The 23,274-nt window shown below is 60.5% G+C and carries 22 protein-coding genes; 9 read left to right on the top strand and 13 right to left on the bottom strand.

The annotated features are described in order from the left end of the window. Window positions 1-80: 80 nt before the first annotated feature. Entirely contained in the window at window positions 81-914 is an 834-nt protein-coding gene (locus tag BLR16_RS19755; RefSeq protein WP_003370300.1) for an ion transporter, read from the bottom strand. Window positions 915-1,148: 234 nt separating this feature from the next. On the opposite strand from BLR16_RS19755, the gene BLR16_RS19760 reads away from it, so the two are divergent. Then, window positions 1,149-1,691: a GNAT family N-acetyltransferase gene (locus tag BLR16_RS19760; RefSeq protein WP_074808737.1), complete on the top strand. Its 543-nt coding sequence runs from the start codon at window positions 1,149-1,151 to the stop codon at window positions 1,689-1,691. A gap of 20 nt (window positions 1,692-1,711) precedes the next feature. On the opposite strand, the gene BLR16_RS19765 is transcribed toward BLR16_RS19760, so the two are convergent. The 5 genes from BLR16_RS19765 to BLR16_RS19785 are packed head-to-tail and all read right to left on the bottom strand — an operon-like array spanning window position 1,712 to window position 6,765. Next, window positions 1,712-3,145 (bottom strand): efflux transporter outer membrane subunit, encoded by a 1,434-nt coding sequence (locus BLR16_RS19765; RefSeq protein WP_003370304.1) that lies wholly within the window; start codon window positions 3,143-3,145, stop codon window positions 1,712-1,714. Further along, window positions 3,142-4,026: an efflux RND transporter periplasmic adaptor subunit gene (locus BLR16_RS19770; protein ID WP_003344172.1), complete on the bottom strand. Its 885-nt coding sequence runs from the start codon at window positions 4,024-4,026 to the stop codon at window positions 3,142-3,144. The genes BLR16_RS19765 and BLR16_RS19770 overlap by 4 nt, the downstream gene beginning before the upstream one ends. Continuing rightward, the gene (locus BLR16_RS19775; RefSeq protein WP_003315925.1) at window positions 4,023-4,232 is read right to left on the bottom strand and encodes a DUF1656 domain-containing protein; all 210 of its coding nucleotides are present in this window, start codon (window positions 4,230-4,232) and stop codon (window positions 4,023-4,025) included. The genes BLR16_RS19770 and BLR16_RS19775 overlap by 4 nt, the downstream gene beginning before the upstream one ends. Then, a complete protein-coding gene (locus BLR16_RS19780; protein ID WP_074808740.1) occupies window positions 4,229-6,316 on the bottom strand; it encodes an FUSC family protein in 2,088 nt (695 codons plus the stop codon). The genes BLR16_RS19775 and BLR16_RS19780 overlap by 4 nt, the downstream gene beginning before the upstream one ends. Continuing rightward, complete coding sequence (locus BLR16_RS19785; protein WP_003305524.1) at window positions 6,313-6,765, bottom strand: MarR family winged helix-turn-helix transcriptional regulator; 453 nt, start codon at window positions 6,763-6,765, stop codon at window positions 6,313-6,315. Before BLR16_RS19785 ends, BLR16_RS19780 begins: the two co-directional genes overlap by 4 nt. 535 nt (window positions 6,766-7,300) lie before the next feature. On the opposite strand from BLR16_RS19785, the gene BLR16_RS19790 reads away from it, so the two are divergent. After that, the gene (locus BLR16_RS19790; protein WP_011268396.1) at window positions 7,301-7,969 is read left to right on the top strand and encodes a polysaccharide lyase family 7 protein; all 669 of its coding nucleotides are present in this window, start codon (window positions 7,301-7,303) and stop codon (window positions 7,967-7,969) included. A gap of 19 nt (window positions 7,970-7,988) precedes the next feature. On the opposite strand, the gene BLR16_RS19795 is transcribed toward BLR16_RS19790, so the two are convergent. Both BLR16_RS19795 and BLR16_RS19800 read right to left on the bottom strand, forming a co-directional pair. Continuing rightward, window positions 7,989-9,377 (bottom strand): heavy metal sensor histidine kinase, encoded by a 1,389-nt coding sequence (locus BLR16_RS19795; RefSeq protein WP_074808743.1) that lies wholly within the window; start codon window positions 9,375-9,377, stop codon window positions 7,989-7,991. Then, entirely contained in the window at window positions 9,356-10,045 is a 690-nt protein-coding gene (locus BLR16_RS19800) for a heavy metal response regulator transcription factor (protein ID WP_002554192.1), read from the bottom strand. The genes BLR16_RS19795 and BLR16_RS19800 overlap by 22 nt, the downstream gene beginning before the upstream one ends. A 170-nt stretch (window positions 10,046-10,215) precedes the next feature. On the opposite strand from BLR16_RS19800, the gene BLR16_RS19805 reads away from it, so the two are divergent. From BLR16_RS19805 to BLR16_RS19815, 3 genes are all read left to right on the top strand, one after another. Then, window positions 10,216-10,821, top strand: a complete 606-nt coding sequence (locus BLR16_RS19805; RefSeq protein WP_002554191.1) for a hypothetical protein — start codon at window positions 10,216-10,218, stop codon at window positions 10,819-10,821. Window positions 10,822-10,895: 74 nt separating this feature from the next. Next, a complete protein-coding gene (locus BLR16_RS19810; protein ID WP_074808746.1) occupies window positions 10,896-11,516 on the top strand; it encodes a cytochrome b/b6 domain-containing protein in 621 nt (206 codons plus the stop codon). After that, window positions 11,513-12,283: a molybdopterin-dependent oxidoreductase gene (locus BLR16_RS19815; RefSeq protein WP_003370326.1), complete on the top strand. Its 771-nt coding sequence runs from the start codon at window positions 11,513-11,515 to the stop codon at window positions 12,281-12,283. The genes BLR16_RS19810 and BLR16_RS19815 overlap by 4 nt, the downstream gene beginning before the upstream one ends. 676 nt (window positions 12,284-12,959) lie before the next feature. Here the strand turns inward: BLR16_RS19815 and efeO (BLR16_RS19835) are convergent. The 4 genes from efeO (BLR16_RS19835) to efeU are packed head-to-tail and all read right to left on the bottom strand — an operon-like array spanning window position 12,960 to window position 17,235. Then, window positions 12,960-13,784, bottom strand: a complete 825-nt coding sequence (efeO, locus tag BLR16_RS19835; RefSeq protein WP_003370329.1) for an iron uptake system protein EfeO — start codon at window positions 13,782-13,784, stop codon at window positions 12,960-12,962. 29 nt (window positions 13,785-13,813) lie between these two features. Continuing rightward, window positions 13,814-15,136 carry an iron uptake transporter deferrochelatase/peroxidase subunit gene (gene efeB / locus BLR16_RS19840; protein WP_003370331.1) on the bottom strand — a complete coding sequence of 441 codons (1,323 nt, stop codon included), beginning with the start codon at window positions 15,134-15,136 and terminating at the stop codon, window positions 13,814-13,816. 24 nt (window positions 15,137-15,160) lie between these two features. After that, complete coding sequence (gene efeO, locus BLR16_RS19845; RefSeq protein ID WP_032609923.1) at window positions 15,161-16,372, bottom strand: iron uptake system protein EfeO; 1,212 nt, start codon at window positions 16,370-16,372, stop codon at window positions 15,161-15,163. Window positions 16,373-16,380: 8 nt separating this feature from the next. After that, complete coding sequence (efeU, locus tag BLR16_RS19850) at window positions 16,381-17,235, bottom strand: iron uptake transporter permease EfeU (protein ID WP_003370335.1); 855 nt, start codon at window positions 17,233-17,235, stop codon at window positions 16,381-16,383. 261 nt (window positions 17,236-17,496) lie between these two features. Here efeU and BLR16_RS19855 point away from each other — a divergent pair, with 261 nt between their 5' ends. Together BLR16_RS19855 and ada are read left to right on the top strand one after the other, a co-directional pair. After that, a complete protein-coding gene (locus BLR16_RS19855; protein ID WP_072366907.1) occupies window positions 17,497-18,162 on the top strand; it encodes a DNA-3-methyladenine glycosylase family protein in 666 nt (221 codons plus the stop codon). Window positions 18,163-18,231: 69 nt separating this feature from the next. Beyond that, window positions 18,232-19,338, top strand: a complete 1,107-nt coding sequence (gene ada / locus BLR16_RS19860; protein WP_074808751.1) for a bifunctional DNA-binding transcriptional regulator/O6-methylguanine-DNA methyltransferase Ada — start codon at window positions 18,232-18,234, stop codon at window positions 19,336-19,338. Here ada and ampC read toward each other — a convergent pair. Then, complete coding sequence (gene ampC, locus BLR16_RS19865) at window positions 19,327-20,484, bottom strand: class C beta-lactamase (RefSeq protein WP_074808755.1); 1,158 nt, start codon at window positions 20,482-20,484, stop codon at window positions 19,327-19,329. The genes ada and ampC overlap by 12 nt on opposite strands. A gap of 144 nt (window positions 20,485-20,628) precedes the next feature. Here ampC and BLR16_RS19870 point away from each other — a divergent pair, with 144 nt between their 5' ends. Together BLR16_RS19870 and zapE are read left to right on the top strand one after the other, a co-directional pair. Then, window positions 20,629-22,074, top strand: coding sequence for a SulP family inorganic anion transporter (locus BLR16_RS19870; RefSeq protein WP_003370343.1), 1,446 nt, complete (start codon window positions 20,629-20,631; stop codon window positions 22,072-22,074). An 82-nt stretch (window positions 22,075-22,156) separates the two neighbouring features. Further along, window positions 22,157-23,272 carry a cell division protein ZapE gene (gene zapE / locus BLR16_RS19875; protein ID WP_058416925.1) on the top strand — a complete coding sequence of 372 codons (1,116 nt, stop codon included), beginning with the start codon at window positions 22,157-22,159 and terminating at the stop codon, window positions 23,270-23,272. Window positions 23,273-23,274: the final 2 nt, after the last annotated feature.

Here is a 23,274-nt window from a genome sequence, read left to right on the forward strand (position 1 = left end):
TCGTGTGACAAGCCTGATGGCGTAATGCCGCGACACTATCAGCATCGCGCCTGCGGTTTAAAGACCGAAAAGATCTTTGCTTATGCCTTGTGCTCGGTTTTTTTGAACAATTGATTGCCACATCTTGAGCAGAACGCCGCGCCATGCTCGTGAAGGTTTTTCGAGCACACGGGGCAGTCGTGTTTCAGTTGCTCGCCGCGCATGGCATTGGCCAGCTCGGCGGTGAATATCCCGGTAGGCACGGCGATGATTGAGTAGCCGGTAATCATCACCAGCGAAGAGAGCATCTGGCCGAGCGGGGTCTTGGGCACGATATCGCCAAAGCCCACCGTCGTCAGGGTCACGATAGCCCAGTAAATGCCCTTGGGGATACTGGTGAAGCCATGCTCTGGGCCTTCGATCACGTACATCAGCGTGCCGAACACCGTGACCAGTGTAGACACGGTGACCAGAAACACGATGATCTTCTGCTTGCTGCCACGCAGCGCCGCCAGCAAATAGTTGGCCTGGCGCAGGTAGGTGCCGAGCTTGAGCACCCTGAAGATCCGCAGCATACGGATGATCCGCACGATCAGCAGGTATTGCGCATCGCTGTAATAGATCGACAGCACGCCTGGCACGATGGCCAGCAGGTCCACCAGCCCGTAGAAACTGAATGCGTACTTCAGCGGCCGTGGCGAGCAATAGAGGCGCAGGATGTATTCGATGGCGAACATCAGCGTGAAGCCCCATTCGATCCATGCGAAAAGCATCGCGTAATCACGATGAATACTCTCGATGCTGTCGATGATAGTGACCAGCAGACTGAGCAGAATCGCGACCAGCACCGCCTTGTCAAACATCCGCCCGGCAGGCGTATTGGCCTCGAAAATAACAATATGCAACCGCTCGCGGCGGCTGAGAGAGCTGTCCATGGTGCTTCCCGAATCAAAGATCGGGTGAGCCTAGGAGCATGGATCGGCAAGTGCAAGCACACAAGCGAGCTTGCTCGCGAAGAGGTCGTTACAGCCGCGTAAAGGTGACCTGAGCCGACCCCCAATCCACCTGATATCGCAGAACCGCCGTGTGACGCAGTGCATCACGAACTACATTCCCACGCTGGAGCGTGTGAACGATAATCCGGGTAGTGAATGACACGGGGAGTAAACATGCAGTATGCAGGCGAAGGCTTTTCTCTCAGGATATTGGCATTTGATGATGCCGAGCTGATCAGCCGTTATGAAAACACCCATCGCCAGCATCTGCAGCCCTGGGAGCCGCTAAGGGACGATGACTATTTCATCCTCGAAAACACCCGATCAAGGGTCCAGCAGCAATGGGAAAGCATGCAGACCGGCAGCGCGGTGTTTTTCCTCATAACAGCTCCGGGCGGCGAATTGCTGGGACGCTGCAGCTACACCAACATCGTGAGAAGCGCTTTCCAGGCCTGCAACCTCGGCTTCTCACTGGCAGAAACCGCTCAGGGGCAGGGCTTGATGAAAAGATCGCTGGAAGTCACCAATCGCTACTGTTTCGAACAGATGGGGCTGCATCGAATTATGGCCAGCCACATGCCAGCCAATGTACGCAGCGAGCGACTTCTGCAATCACTCGGCTTCGAAAAGGAAGGGCACGCGCGCGCCTACCTGAAAATTGCCGGTGTCTGGGAAAATCATGTCCTCAGAGCACTGATCAATCCGAACCACGCCTGATGGCGTGGCGAACGCGCATCCTACTGCTGCGCCACGTCATCCTTCTCCCAGCCGCCGCCGAGAGCCAGAAACAGATTGATCTGCCCCATCGCCACCTGCGTGTTGGCCTCTGCCATCTGCGCGCGTACGTCGGTGTAAGTGCGCGTGGCTTGCAGGTCGGCGAGGAACGAGGCGCGCCCGGCCTGATAGAAGCGGTGCGTCTGGTCAGCCGCTTCTTTGGCAGATTGCTCGGCTTCTCTGAGGGCGTCGCGGCGGTCGAGCAGGGCGGTGTATTGCGCCAGGCCAGTCTGGGTTTCACGGATGGCGTTGAGCACCACACCATCAAAGCGCGCAAGGGCCGCCTGCGCCGAGGCTTCGGCTTGATGGATGCGGGCGCGCGAGCCATTTGAAGGGATGGTCCAGTTCAGCAGCGGACCGAAGCCCCAGCGATTGGCCGCCGGTTTGCCGAGGTTCTCGATCAGGCCGGTGGTGCCAATGCTCGCGCCGATGCTGATGTCCGGATACAACTCGCCGGTGGCAACGCCGATCTCGGCAGTCGACATCGCCAGATGGCGTTCAGCCTGACGCACATCCGGGCGGCGTTTGAGCAGTGCTGCGCCGTCGCCCACAGGAATGACCTGCGCAATCTGCGGCAACTGGTTGCAGGCGCTTACCCCGGCGGGCAGTTGCTCGACAGGTTTGGCCAGCAACATCGACAGGCGAAACATCGCGGCCTGACGGCGCGCTTCGTAACGGGGCATTTCGGCGCGCAATGACTTGAACTGCGTCTGCGAACGAGTGACCTGGGTTTCATCGCCACGCCCGGCATCGCGCAGGCGCTGGTTGAGGGTCACGCTCTGTTGTTGCAGGTCCAGCGATTCGCGGGCGATATCGAGCTCTTCGTTGGCGGCACAAATCTGCGTGTAGGCGCGCACCACATCGGCGACCACTGTGATACGTGCCGTATCCACCGCCGCCTGATTGGCATCGACATTGGCCTGCGCCGCCTCGATGCCACGCTGCAAGGTGCCGAACAGATCGAACTGGTACGAAGTGGTCAGACCCACGTCGCCGACATTGGCCACCGGCACCTTGTCGGTCAGCAGAAACGCCTCGCCGGACTCCTGCACGCGCTGAGCGCCGATCTTCGCGCCGTTGGTAAAGCCGCCAGCCGCCTCGGCTTCCGAGGTCTGATAGCGAGCACGCTGCAGGTTGGCGGCGGCGATGCGCAGGTCGGTATTGGAAGCGATGGCCTGGCGCACCAGCTCATCCAGCCGCGCATCCTGATACAGACGCCACCAGTGCGCCGGCACCGGGGCGGAAACCGTGTTGACCGAGCGGCCCGCCAGTTCACCCTGCAGGTCCGGACGGTTGATCGCGCCCTCCTTGGGCAACCGGTAATCCGGGCCGACCATCTGGCAGGCCGACAGCAAGGCGGTAAAGCCGAGCGCGGCCACGCGTAAAGCACGTTTCATCGGCTGCGCTCCTGCGTATCGTCGATGATCGACACCGTCGCGGTACGTCCGGCAATCATGCGGAAGTCGGCGGGCACGTCATCGAAGGCGATCCGCACTGGAATCCGCTGCGCCAGACGCACCCAGCTGAAAGCCGGGTTGACGTTGGGCAGCAGGTTCGAGCCACTGCTGCGGTCGCGGTCTTCGATACCGGCAACGATGCTCACCACATGGCCGGTCAGCCGCGCGTTGTCGCCGATGACGCGGATGTCGACGCCCTGGCCGACATGGATGCCATCGAGCTTGGTTTCCTCGAAATAGCCGTCGATGTGGAACGACGTCGAATCAACCACCGAAAGCACTGGACGCCCGGCAGTGACGAACTCATGTTCGCGGGGCGCGCGGTCGTTGAGGTAGCCGTCCACCGGGCTGCGTATCACCGAGCGATCCAGGTTCAACTGCGCGGCGTCCACTGCAACCTTTGATTCGCCCAGTGCGGAAAGGGCTCGGGCTTCGCGTGACTGGCTTTCTTCCAGTTGTTCGCGGGCGACCAGATTGCCCAGGCCACGGTTACGTTTGTTCTCACGGCGTGCCTGCTCCCAGGTTTCCTGACGTTCGGCGACCGTCGCCTGCGCCTGGCGCAGTGCCAGACGGAAGCGGTCCTGATCGATGGTGAACAGGACCTGGCCCTTGTGCACGGGCTGGTTGTCAGTGACTTCGACCTTCTGGATCAGCCCGGAGACGTCCGGTGCGATTTGCACGATGTCGGCGCGGATATGCCCGTCGCGCGTCCACGGTGCATACATGTAATACATCACCATGCGCCATACGACCACGGCGGCCAGGGTGACAACCAGCAGGGTCAGGACCACGCGGCCCAGTGTCAGTATCGGTTTTTTCATGTCATCAGGTATCGACTTAGAGTATCCACGGCGCCGAGCAACAAAGCGTATAGACCTACGTTGAACAAAGCCCGGTGCCAGACCAGACGGTAGAAGTGGGCACGCGACAGCACCGCATGCACGACAAGAAACAGCAGATAGGCGATGCCCATCATCGCCAGAAACGTGGGGATGAAGATCCCGCTGATATCCAGATCACCGATCACAGGGGCGCTCCATCGATGTTATGCGGCAGTTGTTCGGTCAGTTCCCCGCCCACGGTGACGATCTCGACCCCCGGCAGCAGCGCCAGGCGCAGGCCGCTGAGAGCATGCAGCAGGTGCAGTCGGGCCGGGTTGTCGCCCATCTCCTGATCGGTCAGTGAACGGCGTGCGCGGTCCATGGCCATCAGCAGGCCTCTGGGCGCGGGCAGTCGTTCACCGGCCTTGCGGCACTGTTTGAAATAGCCGCTGACTTCGTCGATCACCTGACGCAGCAATACCTGAGCCGCAGGCGTGGCGCGGCGGGTGTAGGCCAGCAGGTCGAGCATGTTCAGCGCGACGCGCAGCTCACGCAGGGCAATCCCGGTGTCCTGAGCGGTGAGCGTCAGGCGCGGCAATTGCTGCATCAGGCGGTCGAGCATTTGCACGCCCATGCGCCGGTGTTCGGCCAGAGAAGCGTTTTCACTGAGGCTGGCGATGTCACGCCAGCTGAAACGGGTCAGACGCTTGACGGCCAGTTCGACGCCGAACGGGCGGAACACCAGGGTCCAGATGAAGGCGAACAACAGCCCGGCAGGACCCGCCAGGTTGGAGTTGAGGAAGTTCATGAAGTCCGCGTCATAAGCGCTCTGGATGCTGATGAACGACGAGGTGTTGACGATGGTCAGCAGCGTGCCGAGAAAGAAGCGCGGTTGCACGGTCAGGGTACCGACGCAAATGAACGGCACGGAAAAGGCCAGCACCAGCATCGGGAAGTCATGCAGGTTGGGCAGCACCACGAACAGGTACAGGCTGGCGAACACTACCGAGAGCAGGGTCCAGAAGAAGAACCGGTAGATTTGCGGAGCAGGGTCGTCCATGGCAGCGAAGAAGCTGCACGACACCGCTGCCAGTGCCACGGCACTTGCGCCGTCTTTCCAGCCGAGCAGAATCCATAACACCGACGCAGCAATGATCGCCAGTACTGTCGAAGTCACCGAATAGAGCATCAGGCCGCGGTCGAGAAACGGGGTCAACCGGCCCAGGCGCCAGTGGCGATAGACCGCGCGCCACTGTGACTGATCGTCGGTCTTGATCGCGTATTGCAGGGTTCGGCAATCCAGCCACAGGTCGATCCACTCACCCAGCCTGAACAGCGTATTGGATAGCAGGAGTTGATCGCGATCGTCCAGTTGCGCGGAATCTGGTTGCAGGCTCTGCAAGTCGCGGTGCAACTGTTGCCATCCTTCCAACTGCGGCGTGTCGGCAGTGCTTTCGAGCCAGTCACAAGCCTTTTGCAACAAGGGCTTGATGCTGGCCAGCAGATAGGGCGTGCGCCGCTCCAGCGCCCACAGCGCGTCATCCAGCGCATCGATGACCGGCAAGAGGTGGATCATCCGGCCGCGCAGTTCATTGGCGTTGCGCACGGTTTGCTTACGGGCGCCTTCGTGGCTCAACTGGCCGATCATCATTTCCAGCGAGTTGAAGCTGCCGACCATCGAATTGCGCAGCGTGCCGATTTCTTCGGGCTGACAGGTACGGCTGATAAAGCGCTGACTGTAGGTCGCGGCATCACTGAACCATTTCTCCGTGGTGGCCTGAAACACAGGTGCCAGGCGCCTGGGCCAGAACATCGCACCTACGACGGCGGCGCAGATGATGCCGAGAAAAATCTCTTCGGTACGCGACACCGCGATGTCGAACACAGCCTGCGGGTTGTCGACCACCGGCAGCGAAATCAGCGGCATGGTGTAGCCGGCCAACATCAGGGCGTAGCTGTTGGCGGTGCGCAAGTGCAGGGACAGAAACAACAGGGTCCCGGTCCACAGCCCGACCACGATGGCCAGCAACAAGGGCGTTTGTACGAACATCGGCACCAGCAGCACCGACGCCGCTGCACCGGCCAACGTCCCGGCCGCTCTGTACAGCGCCTTGGAGCTGGTCGGGCCGACGAAGGGGCTGGAGACGATGTACACCGTGGCCATCGCCCAGTAGGGGCGGGGCATTTCCATCAACAATGCGATGTACAGCGCCAGCATCGACGCGCCGAAGGTGCGCACACCGTAGAACCAGTCACGTGCCGGCGGAACGCTGGAGAAAAATCCGTTCAAGCCTGGCCCCCGTGTTCGCGCTGCGCCGCATCAGCAAAGGCCTGTAACACACGCAAGGTGGCCTCCAGATCGGCAGGCTGCAGACCTTGCAGCACTTCGGCGCGCAAGCGGGTCAGCTCGGCTTCGATGGAGCAGGCCAGTGCGCGACCTTTGCGAGTCAGGCTCAAGGCCTTGGCGCGGCGGTCATTCGGGTCTTCAGTGCGGCAAACGATATCGGCCTTGCACAACTGGTCGAGCAGACGCACCAGCGTCGGGCTCTCCATGCCAGCCGCCTGGGCGACTTTCACCTGATGTGCGCCATCGCCCAGACGCGCAATGGCCAGCAACGGACCTGCGCAGGCTTCGGAAATGCCATAGGTCACCAGCGTGTTCTGGCAGATGCGTCGCCATTGGCGAGACGCGGCCACCAGGCCACTGCTGATTGTCCGATGCAGGGATTCGACAGACATGGAAACACCAGGAATTTAGTTAGGAGCGATATTGTTAGCAGGGAGATAAATAGCTTGCTAACTAATATCCCGTAACAACTGCTTACAGTCAACCCGAAGCCGCCCGGCGGAGGCGCTTTTTTAACCCGGCGAAAGCATATTTCGAGGCAGCGCAGCGTTGATGAAGGGGCGCATTTGTCAGTTTCAAGTGCCATAAGTTCATTTTTCATGAAGATAATTGCTACCGTCTGTCGGTAATTTGCGGTTTTTTGCGCTGTATCGGCCTCGATACATTCAAAAAAATGACGCGCTTCGCAAAACACTTCTTCACGTTAATCAACGCTTGCAGCTTGGTGGTGGCACATAGCTTCATCGCAACAATTGATATCGCAATGATGGCATCGGCTATATTTAGACGTTTTGTTGACGCCAAAGCATTGTCGATGCTGTTTAAAAAATAAACGATTCAGCCGATAGTCTGGATGACCAAACGGGCCAGCACACCCGTTCCAGAGCCATTCAGTTGGTGCGCGATGCGCACCTTGCGAGCTACGCCATGATCGACCTTGCTACCTGGAATCTCTCCGTCCCTGTCGGAAGCCCTGCGACCATCATCGAAACCCCCAAATTGGTAAAGGGCTATCGGGATGGCTATTTCCAGTCCGGGGATACGCTGTTCTTCTGGGCACCGGTGACGGGTTCAACCACCGAAAACGCCAAGTACCCGCGTTCCGAATTGCGCGAGACGACGTCGGATGGAAGAGTCTTCAACTGGGCCTACTCCAGTGCCGACAACTTTCTGCGCGCGACACTGGAAGTCGATCAGGTGCCTTCCAGCGGCAAGATCGTGATCGGTCAGATTCACTGCTACCAGAGCACCGAACCGCTGCTGAAGGTGGAGTATCAGTACAAGGAGAAGCTGCAGACCGGCAATATCGTCGCCAAGTTTCGTCGTACGCCGGACTCGGAAATCGAGGTCATCAACATCGCCCAGGGTGTGCCGCTCAATAAGCAGTTCAACTACACCATCAACCTGTCGCCGTCTGGCGATCTGACGGTGAATGCCTTCGACGCAGTCTGGTACGCCAAGCTGGATTCAGCCTGGGCCAGCAAACTGTTCTATTTCAAGGCAGGGGTCTACACCCAGGACAACACCGGCTACACCACGGAAGGCGGCTCTGCCACGTTCTACAAGCTGGCCATTGCCCACGAGAAAAAGAATTGATCCTCTCGCGCCGCAGGCTTCAGGCCGCCGGGAATATCAGACTGAAGCAGATTCTGCCGACGGCGGGTTGAGCGACTTCGACCCGACCGCCGTGCAGTTGCATGATTGCCGTGACGATCGCCAGCCCCAGGCCGTTGGAATCCGAACGCTCATGGCGTGAGGCATCACCGCGATAGAAACGATCGAACAAGCGTGCGAGGGTGGCTTCCGGCAGCACCGGTCCACGGTTCTCCACATCGATCTTCCAGTGCCTGTCCACAGCCGTCACCTGCATCAGAATCTCGCTGTCTTCATCTGCGTAGCGGATCGCATTGGCGACCAGATTGCTCAATGCACGCCGTAGCAAAATCGGATCGGCCTGCAACGTACCTTGTCCGTGGGGGCTCAGGGTCAGGTTGCGTTCTTCGGCCAGCCCTTCGAAATAGCCGGCAACCCGTTGCAGTTCATCATGCAGATCCAGCGGCTGACGCTCCAGAGCGGCCTGGGCTTCGTCCGCCCGTGCCAGAAACAGGATGCTTTCCACCAGCCGCGAGATGCGCTCCAGCTCTTCCAGATTGGAGGCCAGCAGCGCCTGATATTCATCGGCGCTGCGGTTCTGGCGCAAGGCAACCTGACAATGGCCCATCAACGAACCGACCGGTGTGCGGATTTCGTGGGCCAGATCGGCAGAGAACTGCATCAGGCGTCGGTAGCCATCGTCCAGACGGTCAAGCATGGCGTTGAAGGCGTCGCTCAATTGTTGCAGCTCGACGGGCGTATCACGGCTGTCTAGGCGTTTGTGCAGGCTGGCCGGGGTGATTGCGGCGGCATGGGCAGCCATTCTTCGCAGTGGACGCAAGCCGCGACGCAGCAGTACATAACCCAGGGCTGCGGTGATCAGAAACGCCAGGGCCACGGCTATATAGATGCGCTGACGGAAGCTGGCGAGCATGGCCATTTCCTTGACCATCAGGTGCGCTGCCTGCAAACGTACTTCGACACCGTTGGACATCACCTGTACGGCAGCAGCGCGCAACGGCACGCCTTGCAGGCTCATGCCGCTGCGCAGGTCATCGACACGCAGCGGTTGGTCCTGCGCCACGGTCGGCAGTTCCGGCAAGGGCGCGTGCTGCGGGTTGACGGAGATAACCGGTGACTTGCCCGGCTCGCCGATGATGAAGATGTCTTCTTCGCTGTCGAGCATGTTCTCGAACAGCTGCGGGCTGCCCTTGAGGTTGTCCATGGTCAGGTCATAGCGCAGCAGCTTGCGAAAGTGGTCCAGTCGCGCAAGCACGGCATGGTCACTGCGTTGCATCACTGTTGCCTCGATTGACTGATACAGATACAGGCCGGCACCGCTGACGGTGAGCATCGCCACCAAGGCAAATGCCAGGGTCGAGCGCAGGGTCAGGGAAGGCTGGCGTCGCATGGCCGTACCTCGCACACATAACCAATGCCGCGCACGGTGTGGATGAGCTTGACCGGGTAGGGCAGGTCGACCTTGCTGCGCAGACGCTTGATGGCGACGTCGACGACATTGGTGTCGCTGTCGAAATTCATGTCCCAGACTTCCGAGGCAATCTGTGCCCTGGACAGTACGTCGCCTTCGCGGCGCAATAACAGGTGCAGCAGGGCGAACTCCTTGTTGGTCAGCACGATAACCTGTTGCTGACGCGTCACCCGGCGGCGCAACAGGTCCAGTTCCAGATCGGCCAGATGAAAATGGTCCGCCTCGCGCACCACGCCCCGGCGCAGGATGGTGCGGATGCGCAGCAGCAGTTCAGTGAAGGAAAATGGCTTGACCAGATAATCGTCGGCGCCCAGTTCCAGGCCGCGAATCCGGTCCTGCAACTGGTCGCGCGCGGTGAGAAACAGCACCGGCACGTCCTGCCGGGCGCGCAGTACTTCGATGATTTGCCAGCCGTCGATGCCTGGCAGCATCACGTCCAGCACGATCAGGTCGTAGCGGTTTTCCAGCGCCAGGTGCAGGCCGTCGGCCCCGTGCTGGGTCCAGTCCACCTTGTAGCCGGACTCACCCAGACCCTTCTTCAGGTACTCGCCGGTTTTGGTGTCGTCTTCAATCAGCAGGATATGCATCGTTTTGTCCGCTACGCTTTTGCCTGCACCCATGGTGCGCCGATGCCGGAGTCTAACCAGTTGCCGACGAGGTGTCCGGCGAATGACAAAAATGTCATTGCCCGGTCATTCTGCGGTGCCGGTAACGGTGCAAGGATGGGTTTCAGATATCAACTGCCAAGGAAGTACCGATGAAGACTGCACTCTCTACTACGTTCGGCCTGCTGTTGCTCAGCGCTGCTGTCATGACTCAGGCTGCTGACATGAAGGTGGTTAAACCGATGCGCGGGACCGTCGACAGCGTCAGCGCCGACACCCTCGATTTCACCACCCGCTCGGGTCAGCACGAAAGTATCAAGCTGACTGACAAGACCGGTATTCGTCTTGTGTCCGAAGCTGACTTCAAGCAAATCAAAGGCGACAGCTTTGTCGGTTCGGCTGCCATCCCGCAGGCGGACGGCACACTGAAAGCGCTGGAAGTGACCGTTTTTGAAGCCAGCCTCAAAGGCAGCGGCGAAGGCCACTATGGCTGGGAAAACGCTGATGGCAGCACCGGCACCATGACCAATGGCACCGTTGGCACGTTGGCTGGCACCGATGGCCGCACGCTGACCGTCAAATACGAGGGTGGCGAGAAGAAGCTGGTGGTGCCGCAGGATGTGCCTATCGCCTACGTCGAGCCAGGCAAGGTTGATCAGTTGACCAAGGGCGCCAAGGTCGTGGTGTTCCCGGCTGACGACGGCAAGTCTGCCCGTGGTGTGGCAGTCGGCAAGGACGGGTTTACCCCGCCGATGTAATCACCGCCAGGGCTGTCAGGGGCGCAAGGCTGCCCCTGACAGCTTTTTCCATGCCTGATCAGAGGGATCTCGACATGAAAACCCGCCCCATTCATCCGTGGCCGGTGCGCCTGACGCACTGGGTCAATGCCGTGGGCATGGTCTGTATGTTCATGAGCGGTTGGGCGATCTACAACGCATCGCCACTGATGCCGTTCACCTTTCCCAAATTCCTGACACTCGGCGGCTGGCTGGGCGGTTCCATTGCCTGGCACTTCGCGGTGATGTGGCTGTTGGTCATCAACGGTCCGATTTATGTGCTGTATGGCGTGTTCAGCCGCCATTTCAAACGCGACCTGCTGCCGGTCCGGCCGTCCGAAGTGACGCGTGACATGAGTGACGCGTTGCGTTTTCGACTGGTCCACGTCAAAGGCCGTTACAACGCGGTGCAACGGCTGATGTACTGGCTGGTGCTGGCCATGGGTGTGTTGGTGGTGCTGTCCGGCCTGGCCATCTGGAAACCGGTGCAGTTTCAGGGGTTGGTCAGTCTGCTGGGCGGATTCGATTTCGCCCGTTGGGTACATTTCGGGGCGATGACCGCCATCGGCGCATTTGTCATCGTCCATCTGCTGCTGGTCGTGCTGGTGCCCAGTACTTTGCTGCCGATGATTACCGGCGGCCGCCAGCCGAACGAAGACGGAACTGCGCAATCATGAACGAACCACGTAAACGCATCACTCAGCGTATCCGCCTGGAGCCCGCGCAGGAGCGTCAACTGATCGATATTCAGCGCCGCTCGTTTCTGCGCGCGGGGCTGACCGTGGGCGCGATGTCGATGCTCACGGGCTGCAACCTGCAGGATGGCGATCAGGTCGACAAGGTGCTGTGGGCCATGTCGCGCTGGAATGACCGGGTTCAGGCCTGGCTGTTCAATGGCCAGAAGCTGGCGCCGACCTACAGCAAGGCGCAGTTGACCAACCCGTTCCCGTTCAATGCCTTCTACCCTGAGTACAACGTGCCGGAGCTGGATCTTTCCGATTACCAGCTGGCGGTGTCGGGGCTGGTGCGGGACAAGCAGCCATGGACGCTGGGGGCGCTGCGCAAACTGCCGCAACGCACGGACATCACGCGGTTGATCTGTATCGAGGGCTGGAGCGCGATAGGGCAGTGGGGCGGTGTGCCGTTGAAGACCTTCCTGGAGTACATCGGCGCTGATACAACGGCGCGCTTTGTCGGTTTCAAGTGCGCTGACCGCTATTACTCGAGCCTGGATATGCCCACTGCGCTGCATCCGCAGACGTTGCTGGCGCTGGACTTCGGTGAAGTGGCGCTGCCACCTGATTACGGTTACCCGTTGCGGGTGCGGGTGCCGACCAAGCTGGGTTTCAAGAATCCCAAGCACATCGTCGAGATTTTCGTCAGCAACGAGAATCCTGGGGGGTATTGGGAGGATCAGGGGTACAACTGGTTCAGCGGGATCTAGGAGCGGACGCAGAGCGTCGCACGATGGCGGTAGTGAGATTATCGTTCCTCACGCTCCAGCGTGGGAATGCCGTTCGTGACGCTCTGCGTCACACAGCGGTTCTGTGGTGTCAGGTGGATGTAGGCTCGACTCAAGTCACCTTTTCGCCCCTCGGCGAGTTACTTTGATGAGGCCAAAGTAACCAAAGCCTTTCGCTCCGGTTTCCGGCCCGACTTCGTCGGGTTCCTTCGCCCTGTCACTGATCCGGGGGTCGCCGCAACGGGCCATCCATGGCCCGGTGCGGCTAGCCTGGCGTCCTGCCAGGCTACCCCCGGATCAGCGCCAGGACTCAGCCGTCACTGACGTCGCAATTTGCGTTGTCTGTGCCATCGTGGTTGAAAAGCATTTCGGTGGTAGTTAATACGATTTTGACTATCGTTCCTCACGCTCCGCGTGGGAATGCCGTTCGTGACGCTCTACGTCACATGGCGGTTTTTTCTTTGTCAGGTGGATTGAGGTTCGGCTCAGGTCACCTTTTCGCCCCTCGGCGCCTTACTTTGAAGGACCAAAGTAAGCAAAGTCCCAGCTCCGGTTTCCGGCCCGACTTCGTCGGGTTCCTTCGCCCTGGCACTGACGTCGCACTCTGCGTCGTCAGTGCCATCGCGTTAAAAAGCGCTTTCAGGCGCGGCGTTTCAGGTCAGTTCAGGCCCAGTTTGCCGCGCAGGGTCGAGAGGTCTTCTGCCAGGGTGTTGACCGGGCCGACCAGGGCTTTGCGGTCGTTCTCTTTGACTTTGTCGTAGGTTTCAAAGCCACCGTCCTTGGTCTTGTACTTGGCGAGGATTTTGTCCACGGTGGCGAAGTTCTTGTCGACTTTGCTGGAGAAGGCCTTGTCCTGTTGTTCGATCTGCGGGCGGAACAGGTCGACGATTTTTTTCGCGCCGTCGATGTTGCCCTGGAAGTCATACAGGTCGGTGTGGCTGTAACGGTCTTCTTCGCCGGAGATCTTGGTCGCTGCCACTTCTTCCAGCAGGGCTGCGGCGCCGCCGACGACTTTTTCCGGCGGGAAAGTCAGGTCGGCCACGCGCTTTTCCAGGTCCTTGACGTCGCTCAACAGCTTGTCGGCGATAGGGCCCTGATCTTTTGTGGTGTTCTGCGAGAACAGCGCATATTCCAGACGATGGAAGCCGGTGAAGTCTTCCGCCGTCACGCCTTGTTCATGGTCGTCGACGCGTGAGTCGATGGATGCGTCCAGGTCACTGAACAGTTCGGCAATCGGTTCTACCGACTCGTAGTACACGCGGGTCGGAGCGTAGAGCTTCTTGGCCGTTGCGATGTCGCCTTTCTTCACGGCATCGGTGAATTTCTGGGTGTGGCTGACCAGCTCTTCAATGTTCTCGGTCACGTAGATCTTGTAGTCCGACACCGGGCCTACCAGATCCAGCGGCGCGGTGGCGGCAAAGGCCGCCAGCGGGGTCTGGAGCAGGCCAAGGGTCAGGAGCAAAGCCAGGGGCGTCTTTTTCATGAGTGTCTTCCGGGTCGGGAGTGGATAGGTCATGCGTTTTTAGTGGGCGCTACGGCCGCCAGCAGCGAGCGACCGATGAAATCCTGGTCGCCGGTTACCCCCGGCAGGGTGAAGAAATAGCCGCCTCCGATTGGTTTGAGGTATTCCTCCAGCGGCTCGCCGTTAAGCCGGCTCTGTACCGTAATGAAGCCTTTTTCCAGATCGGCCTGGTAGCAGATGAACAGCAGGCCCATGTCCAACTGACCGTTCTTGTTAACCCCATTGGAGTAATTGAACGGGCGGCGCAGGATCAGGTTGCGCTGGCTTTCGGCAGTACGCGGGTTGGCCAGGCGGATGTGCGAATCCAGCCGGGTTTTCTTGCCTTCCGGGTCGGCCGCATAGTTGGGCACATCGCTCTCGACCTTGCCGTCCATGGGCGCGCCGGTGCTTTTGCTGCGGCCGAAAATCGATTCCTGCTCCTGCAGCGGCGTGCGGTCCCAGCGCTCGACGAAGTTGCGGATGATGCGCACCGCCTGATAGCTGCCATTGGCGGCCCAGGCCGGTTCATCGCTGCCTGGCTGCACCCAGACCAGCTCGTTCATGGTCTTCTGGTTGTTGGAATCCGGGTTCGCCGAACCGTCCCGGAAACCCAGGAAGTTGCGCGCGCTTTCCGGCGGCTGACCGGGTTTCTTCGGTGCCTGGGGCGGCACGGTGCCTTCCTGTTTCCAGCGCACCAGCAGCAGGTCGGGCAGGTTCTTGACGATGTCGCGCAGCGCATGGATGTTGCTGTCGGCAGTGTTGGCGCAGAACTGGATGCTCAGGTCGCCGTGGCAACTGGCCGGATCCAGCGCATCGTTGGGGAAACCGGTCATGCGGCTCAAGCGTTTCGGCTTGACCGGGGCCAGACCAAAACGCTCATCGAACAGCGATTCGCCCACCGACACGGTGATGGTCAGGTTGTCCGGGGTCACCACCGGACCGAGAATGCCCGAGTCCAGCGGTGGCAGTTTCGGATCGATCTCCGGCACCGGGCCACCGGTCATCAGGAACGCGATGCGCTCGTTCAGCGTGCGAAACAGGCGTTCCAGGTCCTCACGGTCGGCGGCCAGAACATCGAATGCCACAAGCATGCCCGCGGCCGGGCGCGGGTTGACGATGCCGCTCTGATGCTGGCCGTGAAACTCGTTGTGATCCTGCGTTTTTTCACTGTTCGGCGCTTCGGCGACTTGTGCAGGTGCTGCGGCAAGTACATTGCCACTCAGGCTGCTGCCAGCCAGCGCAGCCCCTGCAGCGCCGAGCCCCATCAGCACGCGGCGGCGTTGCAGGGAGGCCGGAGCGTTGGTTGTTTCTGGATTGCTGTCCGGATTCTTCATCGTGATGTGCTGTGCTCCAGTGAATCAGAGGCCAGAGAGGCCGAGTGCCGGGTCGATGCCATTGAGTGCGTCAGTCAGAGCGCCAGCCTTGGCGGCGATCTGCTTGCGCTGCGCCTCATCCACCTGGTCGTAGGGGCGCACACCACCATCAGCGCTGCTCAATGCATCGAGCGTGGTGTCCAGATCCGCCATGGCGGCGTCGATCTTCTGCAACAGATCGCCTGCACTGCGGCTCAGCAACGGACGCAGCAGGTCGACGATCTTGCGGGTGCCGTCCAGGCTGGCGGCAAAACCGTTCAGGTCGCTGTGGCTGTAACGTTCCTCTTCGCCGTTGCTGCGTACCTCAGCCAGGCTACGCAGTGTGCGCGTGGCAATAGCCGCCAGCTGTTCGGGCGCCAGCGATTGCGCCATCAACTGTTGCTTGAGCTGGGTGACATCGGTTTGCAGACGCTGCGCGATCGGCGCCAGGCCCTCGACGCTGTGTTGCTCGTACAGGCCGTATTCGATGCGGTGAAAGCCGCCGAAGCCGGGGTCCTGTTCACGTTTCTCGTAATAGTCGGCGCGGGCGTTGATTGCGTTGTCCAGCTCGGCCAGGCGCTGCGCAGCCGGTGCAATGCGCTGGTAGGCGGCGCGGGCGGGCAGGTAGGCCGCCTGGGCAGCGCTCAGGTCGCCGGCATCGATGGCCTGTTGCAGGGCGTTGACTGCCTTGATCAGCGCCGAACTCTGCAGGCTCAGGTACACGCGGTATTCGGAGAGCGGCCCGATGAAGGCGGTCATGGACGGACGCGCCTTGGCCTTGGCGTCGGACTCTGCGGTCGGCGTGACATGCAAGGTGCCGCGCGGATTGCTCAGCAGACCGCAGGTAATCGCGTAATCGCCGGGTGCCAGGTTGGCATTGATCACCTGGCTTAGCCCAGGTGCGATGTTTTCCCGTTCTTCAATCACCAGCACGCCATCGAGGATTTCCCATTCGACGGCGCGCTCCGAGCGGTTGACGATGCGGAAGGCGTTCTTGCCCGCCGCGACCGTCAAGGCGTTCGGTTCGCAGTTGTGGGCGTGGATATTGACCACGGTTTCAGTACCGGCATTGGCCGCGCGCTTTTTGGCCGCGACCTGCGAGGCGTAGTAGAACAGCCCGCCAGCGGCGATCATCAGGATCACTGAGCCGGCGACTGCCAATCGCAGGACACGGGGCGACCGGGCTTTCCCGGAAGGCCCTGAGGGACGGTTAGACATGGAGGCCCTTATTCGTTCGTAACAGAAGATGTGTTTGGCTGCATGACCTTGCCAGTCGTCGGGGTGTGCGGCTTGAAGAACAGCAGCAGTGCCCCGATCAGGTAAATCAGGTAGGCACTCAGGGTGCTGACCGTCGGCGCGTCCTGATAACCGAACATGCCCGCCAGTACCGAACCGGCAGGGCCGTCCATCGGCAGCAGCGCACTGATGTCGAAGACCACCTCCTGCAGGTGATTCCAGACGCCGGCTTCATGCAGTGCCTGAACGGAGTTGGCGAGAATGCCCGCCGCTACCACCAGAATGAACAAACCGGTCCAGCGGAAAAACAGGCTCAGGTTCAGACGCATGCTGCCGCTGTAGATGGCTACGCCGAAACCGACCGCCAGCAACAGGCCGAGCAGCGCACCCAATGGCGCGCCGGAGCCTTCGCTCTGCTGGAACACGGCGAGCAGAAAGAATACGGTTTCCAGCCCTTCGCGGGCCACGGCAAAAAACACCATGGCGATCAGCGCGTAGGTCTGGTTTTTCGAGCCGGTGAGGGCCGCGTCGAGTGATTCGTGCAGCGCATGCTTGATCGACCGCGCGACCTTGCGCATCCAGAACACCATGGAGCTGAGAATGCCGACCGCGATCAGGCCGACGATCCCTTCGAACAGTTCCTGCTGCTTCTGTGGGAACTCGGCGCTCATCAACTCAAGCCCGCCACCGACGAACAGCGAGAGCGCGGCGGCCAGAAATACGCCGATCCACACCGCAGGCATCCACTCGCCGCGGCCGGTCTGCTTCAGGTAACTGGCGATAATGCCAACGATAAGCGCGGCTTCGATGCCTTCGCGCAGCATGATCAAAAAGGGAACGAGCATATCTCACCGAGTCAAAGCTGTAGGGTGAAGGTGTCTCGGCATGTCGTAGGCCGGAAACACTGCGTAACATAATGATACTCATTCTTGAATGCGTGTAGTTGTTTTTTATCGGGATTGCGTTTTTGAAAAGTCGTTCAGGTCAGGTTCAGCTAATCGATCACGATTTTCTGAACGTTCCGTGGTCTTCGGAAATCAGCGATCATTTTCAACACCTCTGTAAACCGTGGTTGCCCCTCTGACCGCTTTATTCCGGAAATCATCATGTCATCAGAATCAGACAGCGCTGACCGCAGGCATGCCGAGGCGGTGGCTGCGCTCAGGTCCATAGACCCGCAATGGCAGTCGCTGATTGACCAGGTCGGCCCCTGTCTGCACCCGGTCAGTGCAGCGCAGGACCCGTTTCAGGCGCTGGTCAAGGCCGTCGCCTACCAGCAATTGCATGCCAGGGCAGGCGATGCGATGGTCATGAGGTTGCGTGCGCTTTTTGTTGATGACAGCTTCCCGGGGGCGCATTCACTGGTCGAGCTGGATGATCAGGCACTGCGCTCTTGTGGGTTCTCGGCGTCCAAATGCCGGGCGATCAAGGCGATTGCCGCTGCGCGAGTGGACGGTCTGGTGCCTGAGGTCAGTGCGGCGCTGGCCATGGGCAACGAAGCGCTGGTCGAACGCCTGATTCAACTGCCTGGTGTGGGGCGCTGGACCGTGGAGATGATGCTCATTTACGGGCTCGGTCAGCTGGATGTGATGCCCGCCAGCGACTTCGGCGTGTGCGAAGGCTACCGGCGACTGTATGCTCTGGAACTCAAACCGTCGCACCGGCAAATGGCCCGGCTTGCCGAGCGCTTCGCGCCTTACCGAACCATTGCTGCCTGGTATCTGTGGCGAGTGCCGGCCGATTTCAGCGAAAACGGCTCATCTCGAATTTGAAAGCAAGAGTCGGAGTGCCCGGTGGCCCTGACAGGCGCAGGCTTATCGAAACTCAAGGCAGGCTCGACCATGGACAGCACAGAACGCACCCAACCGGCACGCGCCCCGCGCACTGAAGACGACCCGCGCTGGGACATTCTGGTCAATCGGCGTTCACACGCTGGCGCTGACTTCGTTTATGGCGTGCTGACCACCGGCATCTATTGCAACCCTTGCAGCCCGACACGCCTTCCGCGTCCGGAGAACGTGGTGTTTTTTGACAGTGCGCGCGACGCCGAGGCTGCCGGGTTTCGCCCGTCCCTGCGCAATGCCGGCGACCCGAATGCGCTGCAACTCAGGCACGCAGAAGTCGTTGCCCAAGCCTGCAGACTGATCGATGCCGCCGAATCGATGCCCAATCTGACCGAGCTCGCCGAGCAGGTCGGGATGAGCGGTTTTCATTTCCACCGTATTTTCAAAAGGCTGACCGGGCTGACGCCCAGGGCCTACAGCGTCGCCTCGTTACGCTCGCGGGTGAAAACTCAGCTCTCAGAGGACGTAAGCATTACCCGTGCGTTGTACGAGGCGGGCTACAACTCCAACAGTCGTTTCTATGAGGCTTCGCAGAACATGCTCGGCATGAAACCTTCTGAATACCGCGCGGGCGGCGCCAATGTCGATATCAGGTTCGCCCTGGGTGAAAGTTCGCTGGGTTCGATTCTGGTGGCCACCAGCAGCAAGGGCATCTGTGCGATTTCGCTCGGTGATGACCCGCATGCGCTGATCGAAGCTTTCCAGGACCAGTTTCCCAACGCCAACCTGATCGGTGCAGACGCAGCGTTCGAACAACTGGTTGCCGAGGTCGTGGGTTTTGTCGAATCACCCGCGACCGGCCTGGCGCTGCCACTGGATATCCGCGGCACGGTGTTTCAGGAGCGGGTCTGGCAGGCGCTCAGGGACATTCCCGCTGGATCGACGGCCACCTACACGCAGATCGCGGCGCAGATAGGACTGCCCAGTGCAGTCCGTGCGGTTGCCAACGCCTGCGGTGCGAACAAGCTTGCGGTGGCCATTCCCTGTCACCGGGTGGTGCGCAGCGATGGATCGTTGTCGGGCTATCGCTGGGGCGTCGAGCGCAAGCGCAAGCTGCTTGAACTCGAAGCGGCCGAGCAGGCAGGGCTGTTTTCAGAGCGTTGAGCAGCAGCCCATTTTCTGCAGAATTCGATAGGCCAGTTTTACCCGCTCCTCGTTCGGGTAGTTTTTGTTGGCGAGGATGGCAATCCCCAGCTGCTGCTCCGGAATGAACGCCACATAGCCACCGAAACCGTTGGTTGATCCGGTTTTGTTGACCCATACCGAAGATTGCGCTGCCTGCGGCGGCTCGATCATTTCGGCTTTGACCGTGTTCAGCATGGCGCTGGCATTGCCCTCAAGCAGCGTCTCCAGACGCACCGGCAGCGGATACTGTTCCCAGATCAGGTCCTGAGTCATGCCGCCGACCTTGAAATAGCCGGTCCTTGTATCGCGCAGGGCTTTTTGCAGTGCGGCGTCGTTTTGACCGAGGTTGATGTTCGCTTCGATAAAACGGAGTACGTCCCGGGCACTCGATTTCACGCCATAGGCTTGCGCCGCCAGCGGACCTGGATTGACCCTGACCGGCTCGTCGAGCTTGTTGTAGCCCTGCGCATACAGCGCCTGCTTTTCATCGGGCACGTTGATATAGGTATTACTCAGACCCAGCGCTGGAAACAGCCGCTGCTGCAGGGCTGTTTCATACGGCAGCTTCATGCTGCGCGCCGCAACCATGCCGAGCAGGCCCACACTGGGGTTGGCGTAGGTGCGATGGGTGCCGGATAGATATTCGGGCTGCCACGCCTTGAAATATTCCATTAACTGACGGGTGTTGTGCACTTTATCCGGCACCTGAAGCGGGAAGCCGCCAGCCGTGTGAGTGCCCAGATGGAAAACCGGCACCTTGCCCAGTCGCGTAGCCTGCAACTGCGGAATATAGCTATCGATGCTTTGCGTCAGCGACAGCTGCCCATTGGCCTGTGCCCAGGTAGCGAGGGTGGCGGTGAAGGTCTTGCTGATCGAGCCCAGTTCAAACAGCGTATCGCGGGTGACTGGCTGGCCAGTGGCTTTTGACGCGACGCCGTAGGCGTAGAACTGCTGTTTGCCCTGGTGAGTGACGGCGATCGACAGGCCCGCGATATGATTTTCCTGCATCACTTTGCTGGCTTCTGCCTGCACGAATGCGTCGACAGCCACGGTGTCGTCGTCTGCAACAGCCACCGCACTGGCCAGCAGAAGTCCTGTGCAGAGCAGCGTTCCATTCCATTGCATTGGGTTATTCCTTGTTGTTTTGGGGCATGGGCCGATCATCAGAGCGCCTTCCTGGGAGCCCCTCCGTGGTGGTCGGTCGTCAAAGGTTTGCGTAATATGCCCACTTTTTTGCGCTTCTTCCACGGAGCGCCGCTCAGGTAACCCATGAAAACGATCCGTATACGTGCCGAAGTCCTGGCAGGCCTCACCACATCTTTTGCATTGGTGCCCGAGTGCATCGCCTTTGCGCTGGTGGCTCATCTCAATCCGCTGATGGGGCTCTACGGTGCGTTCATCATCTGTACCCTGACTGCGCTGTTCGGCGGGCGTCCGGGCATGGTGTCCGGCGCGGCCGGTTCCATGGCGGTGGTGATCGTCGCGCTGGTGGTTCAGCAGGGTGTGCAGTATTTACTGGCGACCGTATTGCTGGGTGGCCTGATCATGATCCTGTTCGGCTTGCTGCGGCTCGGCAAACTGGTGCGACTGGTGCCGTATCCGGTGATGCTGGGCTTCGTCAACGGCCTGGCAATCGTCATCGCGATGGCGCAACTGGAGCACTTCAAGGTGGGTGAGTCATGGCTCAGCGGTACGCCGCTGTACGTGATGCTCGGGCTGGTGGCGCTGACCATGGCGATTGTCTATCTGTTGCCACGCCTGACCCGCATTGCGCCGCCAGCGCTGGTGGCGATCCTCAGCGTCGGGCTGGCGGTCTACCTGCTCGGCCTGCCGACCCGCACCCTGGGCGACATGGCGCACATTGCCGGTGGCTTGCCGGTATTCGCCATGCCGGACATCCCGTGGAATCTGGAGACGCTGCGCATCATTGCGCCTTACGCCATTCTGATGGCGCTGGTCGGTCTGCTGGAAACCCTGCTGACCCTGAACCTGACCGACGAGATCACCGAAACCCGTGGCTATCCGGATCGTGAGTGCGTAGCGCTGGGCGCTGCCAACGTGGTCTCCGGTGCCTTCGGCGGCATGGGCGGCTGCGCGATGATCGGCCAGACCGTCATCAACCTGAGTTCTGGCGGCCGTGGTCGTCTGTCGGGCGTGGTAGCAGGTTTGATGATCCTGATGTTCGTGCTGTTCCTCTCACCGTTGATCGAGCGCATTCCATTGGCGGCGTTGGTCGGGGTGATGTTCGTGGTCGCTCAACAGACTTTCGCCTGGGCCTCGCTGCGTGTGCTGCGCAAGGTGCCGGTCAACGATGTGCTGGCGATCATTGCCGTGACGGTGGTCACGGTGCTGACCGATCTGGCCACTGCAGTGCTGTTCGGGATCATTATCGCGGCGATCAACTTCGCCTGGCAGCAGGCTCGTGAGCTGTACGCCGACAGCCATGTCGAAGCCGACGGCAGCAAGGTCTACCACCTGCATGGCACGCTGTTCTTCGCCTCGACCACACCGTTTCTCGACCAGTTCAACCCGGCCGAAGACCCGGCGCAGGTGACACTGGATTGCCGCCACCTGAGCTTTGTCGATTACTCGGCCATCGCTGCGCTCAAAACCCTGCGCGAACGCTACGCCAAGGCGGGCAAGCATCTGCGTGTGGTCCACCTGTCCGAGCGCTGCAAGCGACTGCTCAAGCGTGCCGGCGTGCAGCATGCCTGAGTTGAGTTGATGAGTTGCGTTGCGCGGCGCAGCCTCGTATAGGCTGGATGTCTTTTCTCCGATAGCGAAGGGTGTGTGCCTGATGGATGCTGTCTCTCCTCTGCAAGCCTACGAACGTGCCGTCCAGCGTGGTTTTCAACCCGATCAGGCGCAGTTGCAGGCCGCCCGGCAATTGCAGGTGTGTTACGAGGGGCTGGCCGACGCTCGAGGTCGGGCCCGGGGCGTTTATTTGTGGGGGCCGGTCGGGCGTGGCAAAACCTGGCTGATGGACCGCTTTTTCGAAAGCCTGAGCGTACCGGCCCGGCGTCAGCATTTTCATCACTTCATGCGTTGGGTGCATAAACGCATGTTCGAGTTGATGGGCACCTCCCAGCCGCTGACCGTGGTTGCCAGGGAGCTGGCGCGTGACGTGCGGGTGATGTGTTTCGATGAGCTGTTCGTCACCGATATTGGCGACGCAGTGATCCTGGGCGGGCTGCTGCAGGTCATGTTCGAGGAGGGCGTGGTGCTGGTCTGCACGTCCAACCAGCCACCGGAGCAGTTATACAGTCACGGCCATAATCGCGAGCGCTTCCTGCCAGCGGTTGCGGCCATTCTCAAGTACATGGATGTCGTGGCGGTCGACGGCGGCGAGGATCACCGACTGCACCCCGGGCAACTGCATCAGCGCTACTGGATTGCCGAAGCCGGTCGACCCAGCGCCCTGCAGGGCATCTTCGAAGCGTTGAGCGCGGATCAGCGGGTTCACGACTCGCAGGTCATGCTCGGTTATCGCAGCATCAACGTGGTTCAGCATTCCGACACCGCCGTGTGGTGCCGTTACCGCGACCTTTGCGAACAGCCGCTGGCGGCCATGGATTTCATCGCCCTGTGCGATCGCTTTTCGGTGATTCTGCTCAGCGAGGTGCCGCTGCTGGGGGCAGCACAGCGCGAAGCGAAAATCGCCCGCGGCACCGAGGATGGCGTCGAGCAGGTGAGCGCAGGGGATCGCGAGCTGCCGCAGTTGTCGCCCAACGATGATGGCGTGCGACGCTTCATCGCGCTGGTCGACGAGTGCTATGACCGGCGCATTCCGCTGTATGTCGAAGCGCCGGTGCCGATGGACGAGCTGTACACCGAGGGCTATCTGTCGTTTGCCTTCCGGCGCACCCTCAGTCGACTTCAGGAAATGCAGTTGGAGCGTTTCACCGAGTCTTGACG

The sequence above is a fragment of the Pseudomonas sp. BS3767 genome, assembly GCF_900099665.1.
GTDB classification, from domain to species: domain Bacteria; phylum Pseudomonadota; class Gammaproteobacteria; order Pseudomonadales; family Pseudomonadaceae; genus Aquipseudomonas; species Aquipseudomonas cerasi.

Bases quoted from the DNA above. Each gene is read 5' to 3' on its own strand.
- BLR16_RS19755 (WP_003370300.1), bottom strand. From the start codon at position 914: ATGGACAGCTCTCTCAGCCGCCGCGAGCGGTTGCATATTGTTATTTTC.
- BLR16_RS19760 (WP_074808737.1), top strand. From the start codon at position 1,149: ATGCAGTATGCAGGCGAAGGCTTTTCTCTCAGGATATTGGCATTTGAT.
- BLR16_RS19765 (WP_003370304.1), bottom strand. From the start codon at position 3,145: ATGAAACGTGCTTTACGCGTGGCCGCGCTCGGCTTTACCGCCTTGCTG.
- BLR16_RS19770 (WP_003344172.1), bottom strand. From the start codon at position 4,026: ATGAAAAAACCGATACTGACACTGGGCCGCGTGGTCCTGACCCTGCTG.
- BLR16_RS19785 (WP_003305524.1), bottom strand. From the start codon at position 6,765: ATGTCTGTCGAATCCCTGCATCGGACAATCAGCAGTGGCCTGGTGGCC.
- BLR16_RS19790 (WP_011268396.1), top strand. From the start codon at position 7,301: ATGATCGACCTTGCTACCTGGAATCTCTCCGTCCCTGTCGGAAGCCCT.
- BLR16_RS19795 (WP_074808743.1), bottom strand. From the start codon at position 9,377: ATGCGACGCCAGCCTTCCCTGACCCTGCGCTCGACCCTGGCATTTGCC.
- BLR16_RS19800 (WP_002554192.1), bottom strand. From the start codon at position 10,045: ATGCATATCCTGCTGATTGAAGACGACACCAAAACCGGCGAGTACCTG.
- BLR16_RS19805 (WP_002554191.1), top strand. From the start codon at position 10,216: ATGAAGACTGCACTCTCTACTACGTTCGGCCTGCTGTTGCTCAGCGCT.
- BLR16_RS19810 (WP_074808746.1), top strand. From the start codon at position 10,896: ATGAAAACCCGCCCCATTCATCCGTGGCCGGTGCGCCTGACGCACTGG.
- BLR16_RS19815 (WP_003370326.1), top strand. From the start codon at position 11,513: ATGAACGAACCACGTAAACGCATCACTCAGCGTATCCGCCTGGAGCCC.
- efeO (WP_003370329.1), bottom strand. From the start codon at position 13,784: ATGAAAAAGACGCCCCTGGCTTTGCTCCTGACCCTTGGCCTGCTCCAG.
- efeB (WP_003370331.1), bottom strand. From the start codon at position 15,136: ATGAAGAATCCGGACAGCAATCCAGAAACAACCAACGCTCCGGCCTCC.
- efeO (WP_032609923.1), bottom strand. From the start codon at position 16,372: ATGTCTAACCGTCCCTCAGGGCCTTCCGGGAAAGCCCGGTCGCCCCGT.
- efeU (WP_003370335.1), bottom strand. From the start codon at position 17,235: ATGCTCGTTCCCTTTTTGATCATGCTGCGCGAAGGCATCGAAGCCGCG.
- BLR16_RS19855 (WP_072366907.1), top strand. From the start codon at position 17,497: ATGTCATCAGAATCAGACAGCGCTGACCGCAGGCATGCCGAGGCGGTG.
- ada (WP_074808751.1), top strand. From the start codon at position 18,232: ATGGACAGCACAGAACGCACCCAACCGGCACGCGCCCCGCGCACTGAA.
- ampC (WP_074808755.1), bottom strand. From the start codon at position 20,484: ATGCAATGGAATGGAACGCTGCTCTGCACAGGACTTCTGCTGGCCAGT.
- BLR16_RS19870 (WP_003370343.1), top strand. From the start codon at position 20,629: ATGAAAACGATCCGTATACGTGCCGAAGTCCTGGCAGGCCTCACCACA.
- zapE (WP_058416925.1), top strand. From the start codon at position 22,157: ATGGATGCTGTCTCTCCTCTGCAAGCCTACGAACGTGCCGTCCAGCGT.